This window comes from Xenophilus arseniciresistens, assembly GCF_028023875.1.
Lineage (GTDB): Bacteria > Pseudomonadota > Gammaproteobacteria > Burkholderiales > Burkholderiaceae_C > Xenophilus > Xenophilus arseniciresistens.
This window is the reverse complement of the sequence record NZ_JAQIPB010000007.1, coordinates 58,106-72,956: the sequence shown is the minus strand read 5'-3', so window position 1 is coordinate 72,956 and position 14,851 is coordinate 58,106. Positions and strand designations below refer to the sequence as shown.

The 14,851-nt window shown below is 69.2% G+C and carries 12 protein-coding genes; 7 read left to right on the top strand and 5 right to left on the bottom strand.

The genetic code is table 11. The features are described 5' to 3' along the window. Positions 1 to 2 precede the first annotated feature (2 nt). Genes phnA through phnX form a run of 5 tightly spaced genes read left to right on the top strand, consistent with a single transcriptional unit; the run spans position 3 to position 6,035 of the window. Positions 3 to 1,238 carry a phosphonoacetate hydrolase gene (gene phnA, locus PGB34_RS15155; RefSeq protein ID WP_271428939.1) on the top strand — a complete coding sequence of 412 codons (1,236 nt, stop codon included), beginning with the start codon at positions 3 to 5 and terminating at the stop codon, positions 1,236 to 1,238. Next, entirely contained in the window at positions 1,238 to 2,332 is a 1,095-nt protein-coding gene (psrA, locus tag PGB34_RS15150; protein ID WP_271428938.1) for an iron-containing alcohol dehydrogenase PsrA, read from the top strand. Before phnA ends, psrA begins: the two co-directional genes overlap by 1 nt. Beyond that, positions 2,329 to 4,032 carry an amidohydrolase gene (locus PGB34_RS15145; RefSeq protein ID WP_271428937.1) on the top strand — a complete coding sequence of 568 codons (1,704 nt, stop codon included), beginning with the start codon at positions 2,329 to 2,331 and terminating at the stop codon, positions 4,030 to 4,032. The genes psrA and PGB34_RS15145 overlap by 4 nt, the downstream gene beginning before the upstream one ends. Further along, complete coding sequence (locus PGB34_RS15140; RefSeq protein WP_271428936.1) at positions 4,029 to 5,159, top strand: TIGR03364 family FAD-dependent oxidoreductase; 1,131 nt, start codon at positions 4,029 to 4,031, stop codon at positions 5,157 to 5,159. The genes PGB34_RS15145 and PGB34_RS15140 overlap by 4 nt, the downstream gene beginning before the upstream one ends. Before the next feature lie 30 nt (positions 5,160 to 5,189). Then, positions 5,190 to 6,035, top strand: coding sequence for a phosphonoacetaldehyde hydrolase (gene phnX, locus PGB34_RS15135; protein WP_271428935.1), 846 nt, complete (start codon positions 5,190 to 5,192; stop codon positions 6,033 to 6,035). Between the two features lie 51 nt (positions 6,036 to 6,086). On the opposite strand, the gene PGB34_RS15130 is transcribed toward phnX, so the two are convergent. Together PGB34_RS15130 and PGB34_RS15125 are read right to left on the bottom strand one after the other, a co-directional pair. Then, positions 6,087 to 6,806, bottom strand: coding sequence for a DUF4198 domain-containing protein (locus tag PGB34_RS15130; protein ID WP_271428934.1), 720 nt, complete (start codon positions 6,804 to 6,806; stop codon positions 6,087 to 6,089). A gap of 10 nt (positions 6,807 to 6,816) precedes the next feature. Then, positions 6,817 to 8,751, bottom strand: a complete 1,935-nt coding sequence (locus PGB34_RS15125) for a TonB-dependent receptor (protein WP_271428933.1) — start codon at positions 8,749 to 8,751, stop codon at positions 6,817 to 6,819. Between the two features lie 299 nt (positions 8,752 to 9,050). Between PGB34_RS15125 and PGB34_RS15120 the strand changes: the two genes are divergently transcribed. Next, positions 9,051 to 9,281, top strand: a complete 231-nt coding sequence (locus PGB34_RS15120; protein ID WP_271428932.1) for a DUF3820 family protein — start codon at positions 9,051 to 9,053, stop codon at positions 9,279 to 9,281. Positions 9,282 to 9,403: 122 nt separating this feature from the next. Beyond that, the gene (locus PGB34_RS15115) at positions 9,404 to 10,318 is read left to right on the top strand and encodes an alpha/beta hydrolase (RefSeq protein WP_271428931.1); all 915 of its coding nucleotides are present in this window, start codon (positions 9,404 to 9,406) and stop codon (positions 10,316 to 10,318) included. A 152-nt stretch (positions 10,319 to 10,470) separates the two neighbouring features. On the opposite strand, the gene PGB34_RS15110 is transcribed toward PGB34_RS15115, so the two are convergent. From PGB34_RS15110 to PGB34_RS15100, 3 genes are all read right to left on the bottom strand, one after another. Next, positions 10,471 to 11,445, bottom strand: a complete 975-nt coding sequence (locus PGB34_RS15110) for a Bug family tripartite tricarboxylate transporter substrate binding protein (RefSeq protein WP_271429171.1) — start codon at positions 11,443 to 11,445, stop codon at positions 10,471 to 10,473. A gap of 246 nt (positions 11,446 to 11,691) precedes the next feature. Continuing rightward, positions 11,692 to 12,852 carry an ABC transporter substrate-binding protein gene (locus PGB34_RS15105; protein WP_408647904.1) on the bottom strand — a complete coding sequence of 387 codons (1,161 nt, stop codon included), beginning with the start codon at positions 12,850 to 12,852 and terminating at the stop codon, positions 11,692 to 11,694. Between the two features lie 19 nt (positions 12,853 to 12,871). Beyond that, on the bottom strand, positions 12,872 to 14,809 hold the full coding sequence (locus PGB34_RS15100) for an AMP-dependent synthetase/ligase (protein ID WP_271428930.1): 1,938 nt from the start codon (positions 14,807 to 14,809) through the stop codon (positions 12,872 to 12,874). Positions 14,810 to 14,851 lie beyond the last annotated feature (42 nt).

Genomic DNA, 14,851 nt, shown 5'->3' with positions numbered 1-14,851 from the left:
AAATGACCCCTTCAGAACGAATGGTCGAGGTCAATGGGCGGCGCTATGCCTGGCCCCGGGCGCCCGTGGTCGTGGTCTGCGTGGACGGCTGCGAGCCCGAGTACCTGGTACAGGCCCGCCGCGCCGGCGTCACCCCCTGGCTCGACAGGCTGCTCTCGCAGCCCGGCACCGCCTGGATCGGCGACAGCGTGGTGCCCAGCTTCACCAATCCCAACAACGTTTCGATCGTGACGGGCGTGCCGCCTTCGGTGCATGGCATCTGCGGCAACTACTTCCTCGACCCGCAAAGCGGCCGTGAAGTGATGATGAACGACCCGGCCTACCTGCGCGCGCCCACCCTGCTGGCGGCCTTCGCGCAGGCCGGGGCCGCCGTCGCCGCCGTCACGGCCAAGGACAAGCTGCGCACGCTGCTGGGCCATGGCCTGCGCGGCATCTGCTTCTCGGCCGAGAAGGCCGATCAGGCCAGCGTGGCGGAATGCGGCATCGACGGGGTGCTGGAACTGGTCGGGCGGCCCCTTCCCTCGGTCTACAGCGCAGAGCTCAGCGAGTTCGTCTTCGCGGCCGGCGTAGCGCTGCTGCAGGCGCATCGCCCCGACCTGATGTACCTCTCCACCACCGACTACGTGCAGCACAAGCATGCGCCCAATGCGGCGCAGGCCAATGCCTTCTACGCCATGATGGACCGCTACCTCGCGCGCATGGAAGCGCTGGGCGCGGTGATCGGCATCACCGCCGACCATGGCATGAGCGCCAAGACCGACGCGGCCGGGGCGCCGCAGGTGGTGTACCTGCAGCAGGTGCTGGACGATGCGCTGGGCCAAAACTGCGCGCGCGTGATCCTGCCCATCACCGACCCCTACGTGGTCCACCACGCCGCGCTGGGCTCCTTCGCCACGGTCTATGCCGGCTCGGCCTCCGTCGCCGCGATGGCCGGGCTGCTGGCGCGGCAACCCGGCGTGGAACTGGTGCTCACGCGGGCGCAGGCCGCCGAGCGCTTCGAGCTGCCGGCCGAACGCATCGGCGACCTGGTGGTGCTCGGCGACCACCTCACGGTGCTGGGCACGCGCGCCTCGGACCACGACCTCTCGGCTCTGGACGTGCCGCTGCGCTCGCATGGCGGCATCTCCGAGCAGAAGGTGCCGCTGCTGTTCAACCGGCCCCTGCAGGGCCTGGCGCGCGGGCGGCGCCTGCGCAACTTCGACGTGTTCGACCTGGTGCTGAACCACGCGCGCCACTGATGATGACGACCCTCGACTATTTCAACCCCGTCAGAAGCGTCTTCGGCGCCGGCGCGCTGGCCTCGCTGCCGGCCCTGGTGGGCGGGCGCCGCTGTGCGCTCGTCACCTTCCCGGAAGCGGGCGCACTGGGCCTGGTCGGGCGCGTGCAGCAGTTGCTGGGCGACAGCCTGGTCCGGGTGATCGACGACGTGCGGCCCAACCCGGACGTGCGCGAACTGCGCGGGCTCTACGAATCGTTCTGGCGCGGGCCGCAGCAGGTCGACATGCTGATCGCGCTGGGTGGCGGCAGCGCCATCGACACCGCCAAGGCGCTGATGGTGGGCACCGCGGACGGCCGCTTCGAACCGCTGCTGCAGGCCCTGGCCGAAGGCCGGGGCTTCACGCCCGCGCACACCCGGGCGCTGGTCGCGATCCCGACTACCGCAGGCACGGGCAGCGAGGTGACGCCGTGGGCCACCATCTGGGACCAGGCCGCGCAGAAGAAGTACTCGCTGCACCTGCCGCAGACCTGGCCCTCGGTGGCGCTGATCGACCCCGAACTCATGCTGTCGCTGCCGGCCGCGGTCACGCTGCAAAGCGGGCTCGATGCGCTGTCGCACGCGCTCGAAGCGATCTGGAACGTGAACGCCAACCCGGTCTCCGACACCTTCGCCGTGGCGGCGGTGCACGAGATCTTCGTCACGCTGCCGGCGCTGATGAACGCGCCCGGCGACGTGGCGCTGCGCGGCCGCATGGCGCTGGCCGCGCTCAAGGCCGGCATGGCCTTTTCCAACACGCGCACCGCGCTGGCCCATTCGATCTCCTACGAGATGACCTTGCGCCACGGCCTGCCGCACGGCATCGCCTGCGCCTTCCCGCTGCCGCTGGTGCTGGGCCGCGCGCTGGGGCGCGACGCGCGGCGCGATGCCGTGCTGGAACAGGCGCTGGGCCCGCGGGCGGCCGCGCCCGCCCGGCTGGCGACCTTCATCGAGGGCCTGGGCGTGCGCACGCGCTTTGCCGACTACGGCGTGGACGAGGCCGAGGCGCAGCAGATGGTGGCGCATGCGCTGACCGGCGCGCGCGGGCGCAACTTCATCGGCGCCGACGCTGCATGAACAAGGAAGAAGCCGTATACAGCGCGGCCCAGGTTCTCACCGTGGACGGCCGGCAGCCGCAGGCCCAGTCGTTCTGGGTCCGGGGCGGCCGCTTCATGGCCGTGGGCTCGCGCGAGGAGGTGCTGCGCCAGGCCGGCCCGCAGGTGCCAGAGCAGCGCCTGGAGGGCTGCACCGTGGTGCCCGGCTTCATCGACGCGCACCTGCACATGCTGCCGCTCTACCACGCCGGCTCGCCGCACGAGGTGCCCGAACTCGGCCCTTCGGAGACCCCGGACATGGAGGCGCTGATCGGGCGCATGCAGGCGCGTGCGCGCTGCGTGGCGCCGGGCCAGTGGCTGATCGGGCGCAGCTACCAGGACAGCAAACTGGGCCGCCACCCCACGCGCCACGACCTGGACCGCATCTCCACCCGGCACCCGGTGCGGCTGTACCACTCTAGCTTCCACATCTCGTGCTTCAACACGCTGGCGCTGCGCAATGCCGGCATCACGCGCGACACGCCCGACCCCGCGGGCGGTGCCTTCGACCGCGACGAGGCGGGCGAGCCGACCGGCGTGGCGCGCGAGGATGCCCAGGCCCTGGTGTCGCCGCATCACCTGGCCCTGCATGAGGCTTCGCGGCACGCCGGCGGCCACGGTGGCGGCCCGCAGCGGGCCAACCTCAACCCGGCGCCGGCCCTGCCCTCGCGCGAGGACATGCTGCAGGCGCTGAGCAGCCGGCTGGCCTCCTTTGCGGCGCGCGGCATCACCAGCGTCGGCATCGCCGGCATCACGCCGGCCGACCACCAGAGGCTGTGCGAGCTGCGCGAACGCGGCAGCCCGGTGCGCGTGTACGCCATGTTCTTCGACCACCACCTGCGCGACGCGGCGCGCATCGCGGCTGAACAGGGTTGGGGCGACGAGCGGCTGCGCATCGGCGGCATCAAGGTGTTCCACGGCCATTCGCTTTCGGGCCTGACGGCCTGGGTGCATGCCGAATACCCCGGCCGCCGCAACTACTTCGGCATCCCGCCCAGGCGCACGCAGGCCGAGCTGGACGCGCTGGTGCTGGCGATCCAGCAGGCGGGCTTCCAGGCCGCCATCCACGCCAATGGCGACCGCGAGATCGCCATGGTGCTGACGGCCTACGAGAACGCCGCGCAAGCCGGCGGCACGCCGGCGCGCCACCGCATCGAGCACGCCAGCATCACCAACGATTCGATCCTGCGCCGCGCCCGCGACAGCGGCACGGTGCTGGTGTTCCATTCCTACATGCACGAGCACGGCGACAAGGTTGCGGCCTTCGGGCCCGAACGCGTGGCCATGATGCACCCGCACCGCACGGCACTGCAGATGGGTGTGCAGGTGGCCGGCCACTCCGACTGGCCCGTGAGCGCCGCCGACCCGCTGCTGCGCATTCAGGACATGGTGCGCCGCCGCGGCAGCGACGGCACGCCCTACGGCCTTGAGCAATGCATCGGCGTGGACGATGCGATCCGCGTGATGACGCTGGGCGGCGCGGTCGCCAGTTGCGAGGAGGCGCACAAGGGCTCCATCACGCCCGGCAAGCTGGCCGACTTCGTGGTGCTGGGCAGCGACCCGCGCTGCGTCGCGCCCGAAGCCATCAAGGACATCGAAGTCCTCGCCACCTTCATCGGCGGGCGCTGCGTCTTCACCGCCGCGCCTGCGCGCGGCACCCCTTCTCATCCGCTCCTGTCATGACATCTCCCAGCTCCCCTCGCTTCGACCTGATCGTCGTCGGCGCCGGCATCGTCGGCCTGGCCCACGCCTACACCGCGGCCAGGCGCGGCCTGAAGGTCTGCGTGCTCGAGCGCGACGCGGCCTGCGTCGGCGCCTCGATCCGCAACTTCGGCTTCATCACCGTGACCGGCCAGGGCGCCGGCGACACCTGGCGGCGCGCGCGGCGCGCCCGCGAGGTCTGGGGCGAAGTCGCGCCGCAGGCCGGTATCGAGGCCGTGCACCACGGCCTGTACCTCAGCGCCTTCCGGCCGCTGGCGCACGACGTGCTCGAGGCTTTCATGCGCACCGAGATGGGCGCGGGCTGCGAGCTGCTCGCACCCGGGGAAGCCGCGCGCCGCGCGCCCGCCCTGCAGCTCGACGGCGCCCAGAGCGTGCTCTACAGCCCGCACGAGATGCGGGTGGAGTCGCGCACCGCCATCGGCCTGCTGGCACGCTGGCTGGCGCAGGCGCATGGCGTGGTCTTCCGCTTTGGCGAGGCCGTGCTGGAAGTGGCCACGCCGCGCGTGCGCACCGCGCGCGCCACGCTGTACGCCGAGCGCGTGGCCGTGTGCACCAACACCGAACTGCACGGCCTGTTCGCCGACCGGCTGGCGCCGCACGCGCTGCAGCTGTGCCAGCTGCAGATGCTGCGCGTGCAGCCCGAGCCCGGCTTCAAGCTGCCCGGCTCGGTGATGGCCGACCTGAGCCTGGTGCGCTACCACGGCTACAGCAAGCTGCCCGAAGCCGCGCCGCTGCTGGCGCAGATGCGCAGCGAGGAAGGCGAGTCGCTGGCACACGGCATCCACCTGATCGTGGTGCAAAGCGCAGACGGTTCGCTGGTCGTGGGCGACTCGCACCACTACGGCCCGGTGCTGGAGCCCTTCGCCAGCGAGCGCGTGGATGCGCTGATCCTGCGCCACCTGCGCGAGACGCTGCGGCTGCGCGAAGCCACCGTCACCGCGCGCTGGGTCGGCACCTATCCCTCCTCCGCCAGCACCGACTGCCTGATCGACGCGCCCGACGACGCCACGCGCGTGGTGCTGGTCACCAGCGGCACGGGCGCCAGCACCGCCTTCGGCATTGCCGAGGACGTGTTCGCCGCCTGGTAGCCGCCCCGCAGATCCTTCACACAGAACATCATGAACAACACACTCCCGACCCCGCCCGCCGTTTCCTCCGCCCCCGACCAGTTGAGCGCCGTCGTCTTCGACTGGGCCGGCACCATCCTGGACTTCGGCTCCTGCGCGCCCATGGGCGCCTTCGTGCGCCTGTTCGAACAGTTCGGCATCAGGGTCAGCATCGAGCAGGCCCGCGGCCCCATGGGCCTGGCGAAGTGGGACCACATCAAGGCCCTGGGCACGCTGCCCGAAGTCGATGCGCAATGGGAAGCGGAGTACGGCCGCCGCCTGAGCGATGCCGACGTGGACCGCCTTTACGACGTGTTCACGCCGCTCAACGCCGCGGTGGTGCCGGACTTCGCCGGCTTCATTCCCGGCGCGCTGGAAGCCGTGGCCGACGCGCGCGCACGCGGCCTGAAGATCGGCTCCACCACGGGCTACAACCGGCCCATCATGGAAGTGGTGACGGCCATCGCGGCCAAGGGCGGCTACCGGCCCGACAACCTCGTGTGCGCAGGCGACGTGGCCACCGGCCGGCCCACGCCGCTGATGATGTGGCGCTGCTTCGCCGAGCTGGGCATCTGCCACCCGCACACCGTGGTCAAGGTGGACGACACCGAGGTGGGCATCGAGGAAGGCCTCAACGCCGGCACCTGGAGCGTGGGCGTGTCCGTGAGCGGCAACGCCATGGGCCTGCCGCTGGCCGACTGGCTGGCACTGGCACCGGCCCAGCAGGCCACGCGCCGCGCGGCCGCGCAGGCCAGGCTGCAGGGCGCCGGCGCGCACTACGTGATCGACTCGGTGGCGGCGCTGACGCCCGTGCTCGACGACATCGCCGCACGGCTGGCGCGCGGCGAGCGGCCCTGATCGCCAAGGCACTGCAGCGACAGCAAGGTCGCCTCCACGCAGCCACTCGCCCTAGTGCGCGTGCGCCTCGAAGGCGTACAGGTATTCGTAGCTCAGGCTGGTGGTCTTCGGGTCGCCGGTCACGGGCATGCGCAGGATGGCCATGAGCTGGTTGCGCCCCTGCACGGGGATCACTGTGGCGGTGCCGTCCCTGGCCGTGTGCACCGGTGGGCCGTTCTCGCCGATGGACAGGCGCACGCCTTCGATCGGCTTGCCGTCCTTGAGCACCTTCACGCGCATCGGCGAGCCCGCATGCGGGTGGTCCGCCCTCGCCGAGATGATCTCGAAGGGCTGGCCCACGACCATGCGGGCCACGTAGCCCCACTGAATGACCGACTTGTGGAACTTCAGCGCCCGCACGCCGCTGGTCGCGCCCGGGTTCTGCGTCATGTCCTTGTTCACCATGGGGCCCGTGTCGGTCTTGCTGAAGTAGCCGTTGTCGAACGCCGCCACCAGCAAGGCGGCCTGGCCTTGCGGCCTGACCTTCACGCCTTGCGGCGTGGGCTGGGTCTGCACGGCCATCGGGTGCGCGCGCGCGTCGTACGCGGTCACTGAAGTCAACTTGTGCGCGGGATAGTCTTCCAGTTGCCCCTTGTGGCCACCGAACTGAACGATGTAGCTGCCATCGGCTTCGGGCGTGAGCCAGACGTTGTGGGCATGGGTCGCCGGGGCGGCAAAGGCAAGACTCAGCGCAAGTGCGACCAGCGCCGAATGCGAAAGGCGGGCGGGCATGAAGGCTCCTTCAGAACTGGAATTGCGCGCCCACTTTGAGGGCGCGGGGCGCGCCGGGCGCAAAGACCTGCGCGCCGCCGATGACGGACACCGAAGTGGCATAGGCCTTGTCGGCCACGTTGGACAGCGTGGCGTACAGCTGGTGCGGACGCGCGCCGGCGAAGCGGTAGCGCAGGCCCAGGTCCACGGTCGCATAACCCGGGTAGTGGATGCTGTTGTCGGCATTGATGGCGTAGCGGCCCACGCGGCGCCAGCTCAGCGTGCCGGTCCAGGCAGGCACGGGCGACCAGGCCGCCGTGGCGGTCGTCATGTCGCGGGGCACGCCGGCCACGCTTTTGCCGACCAGGGCCGCGTTGCCGTTCTCGATCACACGCGAATGCGCGCTGCCGTAGCTCAGCGAAAGGTCCAGGTCTTTGCGCGCCGACCACAGCATGCTGGCCTCCACACCCGTGCGGCGCGTGGCGCCATAGTTCTCGTACACACCCGGCGCCACGGCCCGGATCTCATCAGACGAGCGCAGGCGATAGGCAGCCAGGTCCACCACCACGCCGGGAACCGGCTTCCACAGCGCGCCCACTTCGGTCTGCTGGAACACATTGGTCTCCAGCCGCGATGCACCGAGCGCGTATTTGGCGAAGTTGTTGGGCAGCGCGAAGCCCTCGGCCCAACTGACTCTCAACTCCAGCGCGGGCAGCACATCGGCGCGCACGCCCAGCTTGGGGCTGGTGTGCGAGACACGCGCCAAGGCACTGCAGGGCTCGCTTCCGGTCTCAGGGCCATTGCGGTCGCACCCACCCGTGAAGCGGTCCCAGCGCAGGCCCAGCGAGGGCTTGAACAGGCGATGGATGGGCGCTTCGACTTCGGCAAACGCCGACAGGCTGCTGAGCCTGGACGTGCGGTCGTTGACGGCGCGATTGAGCCGCGCACGCTGGTACAGGCCGTCGTGGTACTGGTACTGCGTGCTTTCGCGAAAGGCCTCCATGCCTGCGACCCAGTTCAGCGCTGCCCATTGCGTGGCGGTGCTGCCGTTGAGGCTGGTGCCGGCACCGAAGACCTTGCGCTCATAGCTTTCCTCGCGCTGGCGCCAGGCGCTGCCACCGACCGGGCGCGAGAAGTAGCGCGTGAAATCCTGCTGCGTGTGATAGACAAAGCTCAGCAGCCGCAGGTCAGGCGCGAGGCTGTGGTTCACATCCGCGCGCACCGTGCCGAAGTGCTTGCGCGCGCCATCGTTCATGGCGCGCAGGTCCCGGCCGTAAGGATCCATGGCGAACTGACCGGCCGTCAGATGGCCGGGCGAGTCGCCATGGGCGGCGTGCAGGCGCGCCGACAAAGCAAGGTCCAGATCGGATGTGAGTGCCCTGGTCCATCGCCCGGCCAGCGTTGTGCGCTCAGCCTGCGACTGGCTGCGAAAGCCATCCGTGCGGTGGTGCTGCGCCGCCAGGTTCAGCGACTCGCCCTCGCCCAGGCTCAGCCCGAAGGCGGCCTGCGCATCCTGCGTGCCGTGGGAGCCCTGGCTGAGGTCCAGGTCTTTGTACAGCCCGCGCTTTCGTGTTTCGACGGCCACCAGCCCGGCCCGGTTGAAGTTGCCGTACAGCGCCGACACCGGCCCGCGGAACACGCGCATGCGCTCGATCTCCAGCGGCACGATGACATTGAAGTCCACATAGCCGTCGGCATGGGACATCGCCTCATTGAGCGGGATGCCATCGAGCACCACGCCCAGGTCGCCACCGTGGCCGCCGCCCCCGAAGCCGCGCAACACGATGGCGTCCGCCACGCCCGAGAGCTGATAGTTGTTCACGTTCATGCCGGGCACCTGGCGGAACAGCTCCTGCGGCTGGCTCACATGAAGCTGCTGGATGTCGTCAGATTCGAGGGTGGTGGTGGAGTACGAGGCCGCGCCGCCGCGCAGGCTTTCGCCCTTGACCTCGACGGGCTTGAGCATCGGATGCGGAGCGTGGGCAGCGCCTTGCGCGAGGCCGGCAAGGGGTGCCGCGACGAGTGCGATGAGGCTGGCCATCGACAGCGCCGAGCGGCGCAAAGGGAAGCAGGAACCAGTCATTGGATTGGCAGCAGGAGCCGGAGTATGAAATGTCAGAGACTCCGCTTCCATACGCCAGCGGGCGTACGCAGCGCTGCCCAGCGCGCGAAGGCATCGCAGGCGATCCAGCCCACAGACATGCGTGCGCTGCGACCGGCGAATGCCGCTGATGCAGAATTCAAAGCGCGCTCCACACGCTCCACATGGCTCCCGAAGACCTCCAACGCCTCGTCACGCTGCCCATGCCCTTTGGCAAGTACAAGGGCACGCTGATCGCCGACCTGCCGGGCAACTACCTCACCTGGTTTGCGCGCGAGGGCTTTCCCAAGGGCGAGATCGGGCGCCTGCTGCAGCTGATGCACGAGATCGACCACAACGGCCTCAAGCCGCTGCTGCAGCCCCTGCGCCGACCCGCACGCGAGACCGGCCGCTGAAGGCGCAGGCCGGGCCCTGCGTCTGGCATCATGCGCGCGGGATGCAGAGGACAAAGGAGGATGCCGCAACACCGCGACGGCAAGGTCTCTGCGATGCACTTCATCTTTGCCTTGGAGTCTTCATGGATCGCCTTCCTCCTGATGCGCCCCCTGCCCCCCTGGTGCTGCCTCGCAGGCATGTGCTGGGCGCGGGTGCCGCCTTGCTCACCACCCTGGCCGGCTGCGGCGGGGGCGGCGGTGGGGGCGGCGGCGCCGTGCCGCTGCTGCCCATTCCCCCCGCACCGTCACCCTCGCCTGCACCCGCGCCGGCGCCCAGCCCCGGCGTGGGCCGCAACGAGGACTTCAGGCTCACGGCCCGCGCCAATGGAGCCAGCTACCCGATCAACGTCTATCTGCCGCCCGACCACGCCAGCGGCGAGCAGCGTTTTCCCACCATCTACATCACGGACGCCGATGCCGTGTACGTGCAGGGCCAGACGCGCTTCGCGAACTTCCAGTCGCTGACCGCGGCCGCGCGCAAGCAGGCCATCCTGGTGGGCATCGGCAACACGGCGCGCCGCGGCACCGACTACGACCTGCCGGGCGCGCAGCAGTACAACGACTTCCTGCTCAAGGAGCTGGTGCCGCTGATCGAGTCGCGCTACCGCGCCGACCCGGGCGCGCGCATGCTCTCCGGCCTGTCGCTGGGTGGCTCTTTTGTGGTGATCGCGATGCTGCTGCAGGCACGCGCGGGCAGCCTGGCCTTCAGCCACTTCCTGTCTTCGGACGGCGCCTTTCACAGCAGCTACGGCACGCAGCTCGACGCGCTGGAGGAAGAGGTTTACAAGCTGCGGGCCGAGGCCGGCATCCCGGCCACGCTGTTCCTGACCTACGGCACCGAAGCGCCCAGCAATGCCGAAGCCGTGCAACGCTTCGGCCAGCGTCTGCGCGCGCGCAACTACCCGAACCTGCGGCTGGTCATGGACGGCTACGCGGCGGGCCACCTGGGCATGGACCCCCTGGCCTTCCAGGCCGCGCTCTCGCGCTTCGTGGCCTGAACAACGAGACGGCCATCCAGCCGGCCAGCGCAGCGAAGCCCTCAGGGCACCCGAGGAACTGGCTTTGCCAGGCCTCTGGGTGCGCCCCCCTCCAAGCCGAAGGCGCCAGAGAGGGGGGGGGAGCGGCGCAGCCGCCTGGGGGGTGTTTTCCTTTATTCGATGGTGGCGCCCGAAGCCTGCACGATGCCCTTCCACTTCTGCACGTCGGTCTTGAGCAGGGTGCTGAAGGCTTCGGTGCTCATGGCCTGGTACTCGGCGCCCTGCTCGTGGATGGCGGCCTGCACCTCGGCGCGCGCCAGCAGCTTGTTGACCTCGGCGTTCATGCGCTTGACCACGGCCGCGGGCGTGCCCGCGGGCGCGAAGATGCCGTACCAGGTGCTGACGTCGAAGTCCTTGCCGAAGCCCAGCTCGGCCACGGTGGGGATGTCGGGCTGCGAGGTGCTGCGCTTGGCCGAGGTGACGGCCAGGGCGCGCAGCTTGCCCGACTTGAGCTGGCCGATGGCCGAGGGCAGCGAGGACACCATCAGGTCCACGTTGCCGGCCAGCACGTCCATCATGGCCGGGTTGCTGCCCTTGTAGGGCACGTGGCGCATCTTGATGCCGGCGGTGCTGTTGAAGATCTCGCCGGCCAGATGGATGGTGGTGCCGTTGCCGGGCGAGCCGTAGGTCACGGTGTCGGGCGCGGCCTTGGCGGCCTCCACCACGTCCTTGAGGCTCTTGAACTTCGATTCGGTGCGCGTGACGATCACCACGGGCGTGTAGGCCACGTGGGCCACGGCCACGAAGTCCTTCACGGGGTCGTAGGCCAGCTTCTTGTAGAGCCAGGGTGCCACGACCATGTTGTCCTTCTGGCCCATCACGAGGTCATAGCCCGTGGGCTGGGCGCGCGCGGCCTCGGCGATGCCGATGGTGCCGCCGGCGCCCGCGCGGTTGTCGGGCACCACGGTCCACTTGGTGGCCTCGGAAAGCTGGGTGGCGATCAGGCGCGACAGGATGTCGGTGCCGCCGCCGGGCGGGAAGGGCACGATCAGGCGCACGGGCTTGGCGGGCCACTCCTGGGCGAAAGCGGGGGCAGCACAGAGGCCGGCCAGGCCGGCCACGGCGGCGGCAGCAGGCACGGCAGCCATCAGGCGGCGGCGGGAAAGAGTCATTGCGGATACCTTGTCTCAGGGGATGGGGAAGCGCGAAACCTGCGGCGGCCGGCAGGCACAAGCCCGGGCGCGCCGCCGCAACAGCAGCGGGGCGAAGTTTGCCTGATGGTGAACGGGCGCGTCCCCGCAATGTCCCCAGGCCTCGCCAAAAAGAATGGCCGCCCCGAAGGCGGCCTGGCGCTGTGCAGGGCCGCGCGATGGCGGCCCGCGGGCATCACGCGTTCAAGGAGCGATGTAGCCCGACACCACCTTCCACTTGCCATCGACGATCTGCGACAGGCGCGACTGGTCGTTGCCCAGGCGCTTGGTGGCGGTGTAGCTCATCTTCGGCGAGCCGAACATGTCGGGTTCGAAGCTGCTGGCATCCATGATCTTGATGAAGCTGTCGGTGCTCAGGTTGGCGCCGGCCTTCTGCGCCACGGTGGCGAAGTGGTCGATGATCGAATAGCCGTACACGGAGAACACGGTCGGGTCTTCGTTGAACTTGGTCTTGTACTTGTTGGCCCAGAAGCGGATCTTGTCGTTGCTCTCGTCGGTGTAGGGGTTCTGCACGGTCATGGTGGCGTACATGCCGTCCATGGCCTTGCCGCCCAGCTTGTGGATCAGGTCGGTGTAGGCCGCGCTGGAGCCCAGGAAGGTGGGGTTGAAGCCGGTCTTGCGCGCTTCGCCGATGGTGCCGATGGTCTCGCGGATGATGGTGCCCAGCACCACCAGGTCGCAGTTGGCGGCCTTCATGCGCGCCACCTGCGAACTGAAGTCCGTGGCGCCGCGCTTGAAGCTGGTCTTCTCGGCCAGCTCCATGTTCACGGTCTTGAGCGCGGCTTCGGCGCCGCGCTGCACTTCGAGGCCGAACTCGTCGTCCTGGTAGATGGTGCAGACCTTCTTGGCGCCCTTTTCCTTGATGAGCGTGGGCAGCGCCAGGCGGATCTGGTCGTAGTAGGTGGCGGCGAAGGAGTACTTGAGCCGGTTGTGCGGCTCGTACATCTCGCGCGCGGCCGTGATGGGCAGGAAGTTGATGACGTTCTTGGCGAACTGCACCGGCATGGCCGCCATGTTCTGCGCGGTGCCGATGTGGCCGGCCATGATGAAGATCTTGTCCTGGTTCACCAGCTTCTGCGCCGCCAGCACGGCCTTCTTGGGGTCGTAGCCCGAATCTTCCACAAAGAGCTTGAGCTTGCGGCCGTTGATGCCGCCCTGCTCGTTGATCTCGTCCACGCGCAGCTGCATGCCGTTGCGCGACTGCTTGCCGAAGCCCGCGAGCGGGCCCGACAGGTCCTGGATGGTCCCGATGCGGATTTCGTCCTTGCTCACGCCTTGCTGGGCAAGGAGCAGGGGGCTGGCCAGGGCCATGGTGGCCAGTGCGATCAGTCTCTTTCCAGTCATGCGGGTCTCCTTGGATGAATCACGATTGATACATGGCATTGATCTGCGCGGCGTACTTGGCCTGCACCAGCTTGCGCTTGAGCTTCATGGTGGGCGTGAGTTCTTCGTCCTCGGCCGACAGCTGCGTGTCGAGCAGGAAGAATTTCTTGATCTGCTCCACGCGCGCGAACTTGGCGTTCACGCGGTCGATCTCGCCCTGGATCAGGTCCTGCACCTCCTGCGCCCGCGTGAGGCTGGCGTAGTTGCTGAAGGGCACGTCATGGTCCTGGGCGTACTTCTCGACGTTTTCCTGGTCGATCATGATGATCACCGTCAGGTAGGGCCTTGCGTCGCCGATCACCACGGCGTCGGTCACGTAGGGGCTGAACTTGAGTTCGTTTTCAAGCTCGCTGGGCGTGATGTTCTTGCCCCCGGCCGTGATGATGATGTCCTTCATGCGGTCGGTGATGCGGAAATACCCGTCCTCGTCCACCAGGCCCACGTCGCCCGTGTGCAGCCAGCCGTCGGCGTCGATGGTTTCGGCCGTCTTCTCGGGCAGGTTCAGGTAGCCCATGAAGACGTTGGGCCCGCGCACCAGGATCTCGCCCGTGGCCGGATCCAGCCGCACTTCGTTGAAGCCCGCGGCCGGGCCGATGGAGCCGGGCTTGATGCGCGCGGCCGGAATGGCCGTGGCGGCGCCGGCCGTCTCGGTCATGCCCCACACCTCCAGCATGGGCACGCCCAGCGCCAGGTACCAGCGCACCAGCTCGGGCGAGATGGGCGCCGCACCGGTGACCAGGAAGCGCGCGCGGTGGATGCCGATCATCTTGCGCACGTTGTCCAGCGCCAGCCAGCGCGCGAGGCGGAAGCGAAAGCGCAGCCCCGCATCGACGCTCTGGCCCGCCAGCACGCGATCGGCGATCTGCTGGCCCACGCCGATGGCCCAGCCATAGGCCGCCTGCTGCACGCCGCTGGCCTCCTTGAGCGCGATCATCACGCCCGAGTAGAACTTCTCCCACACGCGCGGCACGGCTGTGAACACGGTGGGTGCGATCTCGCGCACGTTCTCGGGCACGGTCTCGGGGTTCTCGACGAAGTTGAGCACCGCGCCCGTGTACATGGCCGAGTACTCGCCGCCCATGCGCTCGGCGATGTGGCACAGCGGCAGGAAGCACATGCGCTCGTCGTGCTCGCTCTGCGCCATCAGCGTGTTGTAGCCGCGCATGGCGTACACCAGGCCGCCATGGCTGTGCATGGCACCCTTGGGCTTGCCGGTGGTGCCCGAGGTGTAGACCAGGATGGCCAGGTCCTGCGGCTGCGTGGCGGCGATGCGGCGCGCCAGTTCGTCGGCCTGGGCCTGCATCTGCGCGCGGCCCAGCTCGCGCAATGCGTCCAGGCTCATCACGTCGGGGTCGCGCAGCGCGCGCAGCCCTTCCATGTCGAAAACGATCACCTTGCGCAAGAGCGGCAGCTGCGCGCGCACCTCCAGCGCCTTGTCCAGCTGTTCCTCGTCTTCGACGAAGAGGATGGTGGTGCGCGAGTCTTCGCACAGGTAGTGCACCTGCGAGGCCGCGTCGGTGGGGTAGATGCCGTTGGCCACGCCGCTGCAGCTGAGCACGGCCAGGTCGCACAGCACCCATTCGACCACCGTGTTCGACAGGATGGACGCGCATTCGCCGCGCGCAAAGCCCAGCGCCAGCAGGCCCGCGGCGATCTCGCGCACGGCCTCGGCGGTCTGCGCCCAGCTCCAGCTGCGCCAGATGCCCAGCTCCTTCTGGCGCATCCACACGCGCTCGCCGCGCTGCGCCGCGGCGTTCCAGAACACGGCCGGCAGTGTCTCGCCAGGCACCACGATGGCGGTGTTGGGGCGCAGATGGTCCAGGTCCCACAGGCCCTCGGGGGTACGGCTGGAGTGACTGGGGCTGCTGCTGCCGGTGCTGCCGGCGGCTTCAAGCACGGGGGACTGGGCTGCGTTCATGCGCCATCTCCTAGGGTTGCGTCGGTGCGCGGCTTGGGCCTG

Excerpts from the sequence above, each read along its gene's own strand:
- phnA (WP_271428939.1), top strand. The coding sequence starts at position 3 with ATGACCCCTTCAGAACGAATGGTCGAGGTCAATGGGCGGCGCTATGCC.
- psrA (WP_271428938.1), top strand. The coding sequence starts at position 1,238 with ATGATGACGACCCTCGACTATTTCAACCCCGTCAGAAGCGTCTTCGGC.
- PGB34_RS15145 (WP_271428937.1), top strand. The coding sequence starts at position 2,329 with ATGAACAAGGAAGAAGCCGTATACAGCGCGGCCCAGGTTCTCACCGTG.
- PGB34_RS15140 (WP_271428936.1), top strand. The coding sequence starts at position 4,029 with ATGACATCTCCCAGCTCCCCTCGCTTCGACCTGATCGTCGTCGGCGCC.
- phnX (WP_271428935.1), top strand. The coding sequence starts at position 5,190 with ATGAACAACACACTCCCGACCCCGCCCGCCGTTTCCTCCGCCCCCGAC.
- PGB34_RS15130 (WP_271428934.1), bottom strand. The coding sequence starts at position 6,806 with ATGCCCGCCCGCCTTTCGCATTCGGCGCTGGTCGCACTTGCGCTGAGT.
- PGB34_RS15125 (WP_271428933.1), bottom strand. The coding sequence starts at position 8,751 with ATGCTCAAGCCCGTCGAGGTCAAGGGCGAAAGCCTGCGCGGCGGCGCG.
- PGB34_RS15120 (WP_271428932.1), top strand. The coding sequence starts at position 9,051 with ATGGCTCCCGAAGACCTCCAACGCCTCGTCACGCTGCCCATGCCCTTT.
- PGB34_RS15115 (WP_271428931.1), top strand. The coding sequence starts at position 9,404 with ATGGATCGCCTTCCTCCTGATGCGCCCCCTGCCCCCCTGGTGCTGCCT.
- PGB34_RS15110 (WP_271429171.1), bottom strand. The coding sequence starts at position 11,445 with ATGGCTGCCGTGCCTGCTGCCGCCGCCGTGGCCGGCCTGGCCGGCCTC.
- PGB34_RS15105 (WP_408647904.1), bottom strand. The coding sequence starts at position 12,852 with ATGACTGGAAAGAGACTGATCGCACTGGCCACCATGGCCCTGGCCAGC.
- PGB34_RS15100 (WP_271428930.1), bottom strand. The coding sequence starts at position 14,809 with ATGAACGCAGCCCAGTCCCCCGTGCTTGAAGCCGCCGGCAGCACCGGC.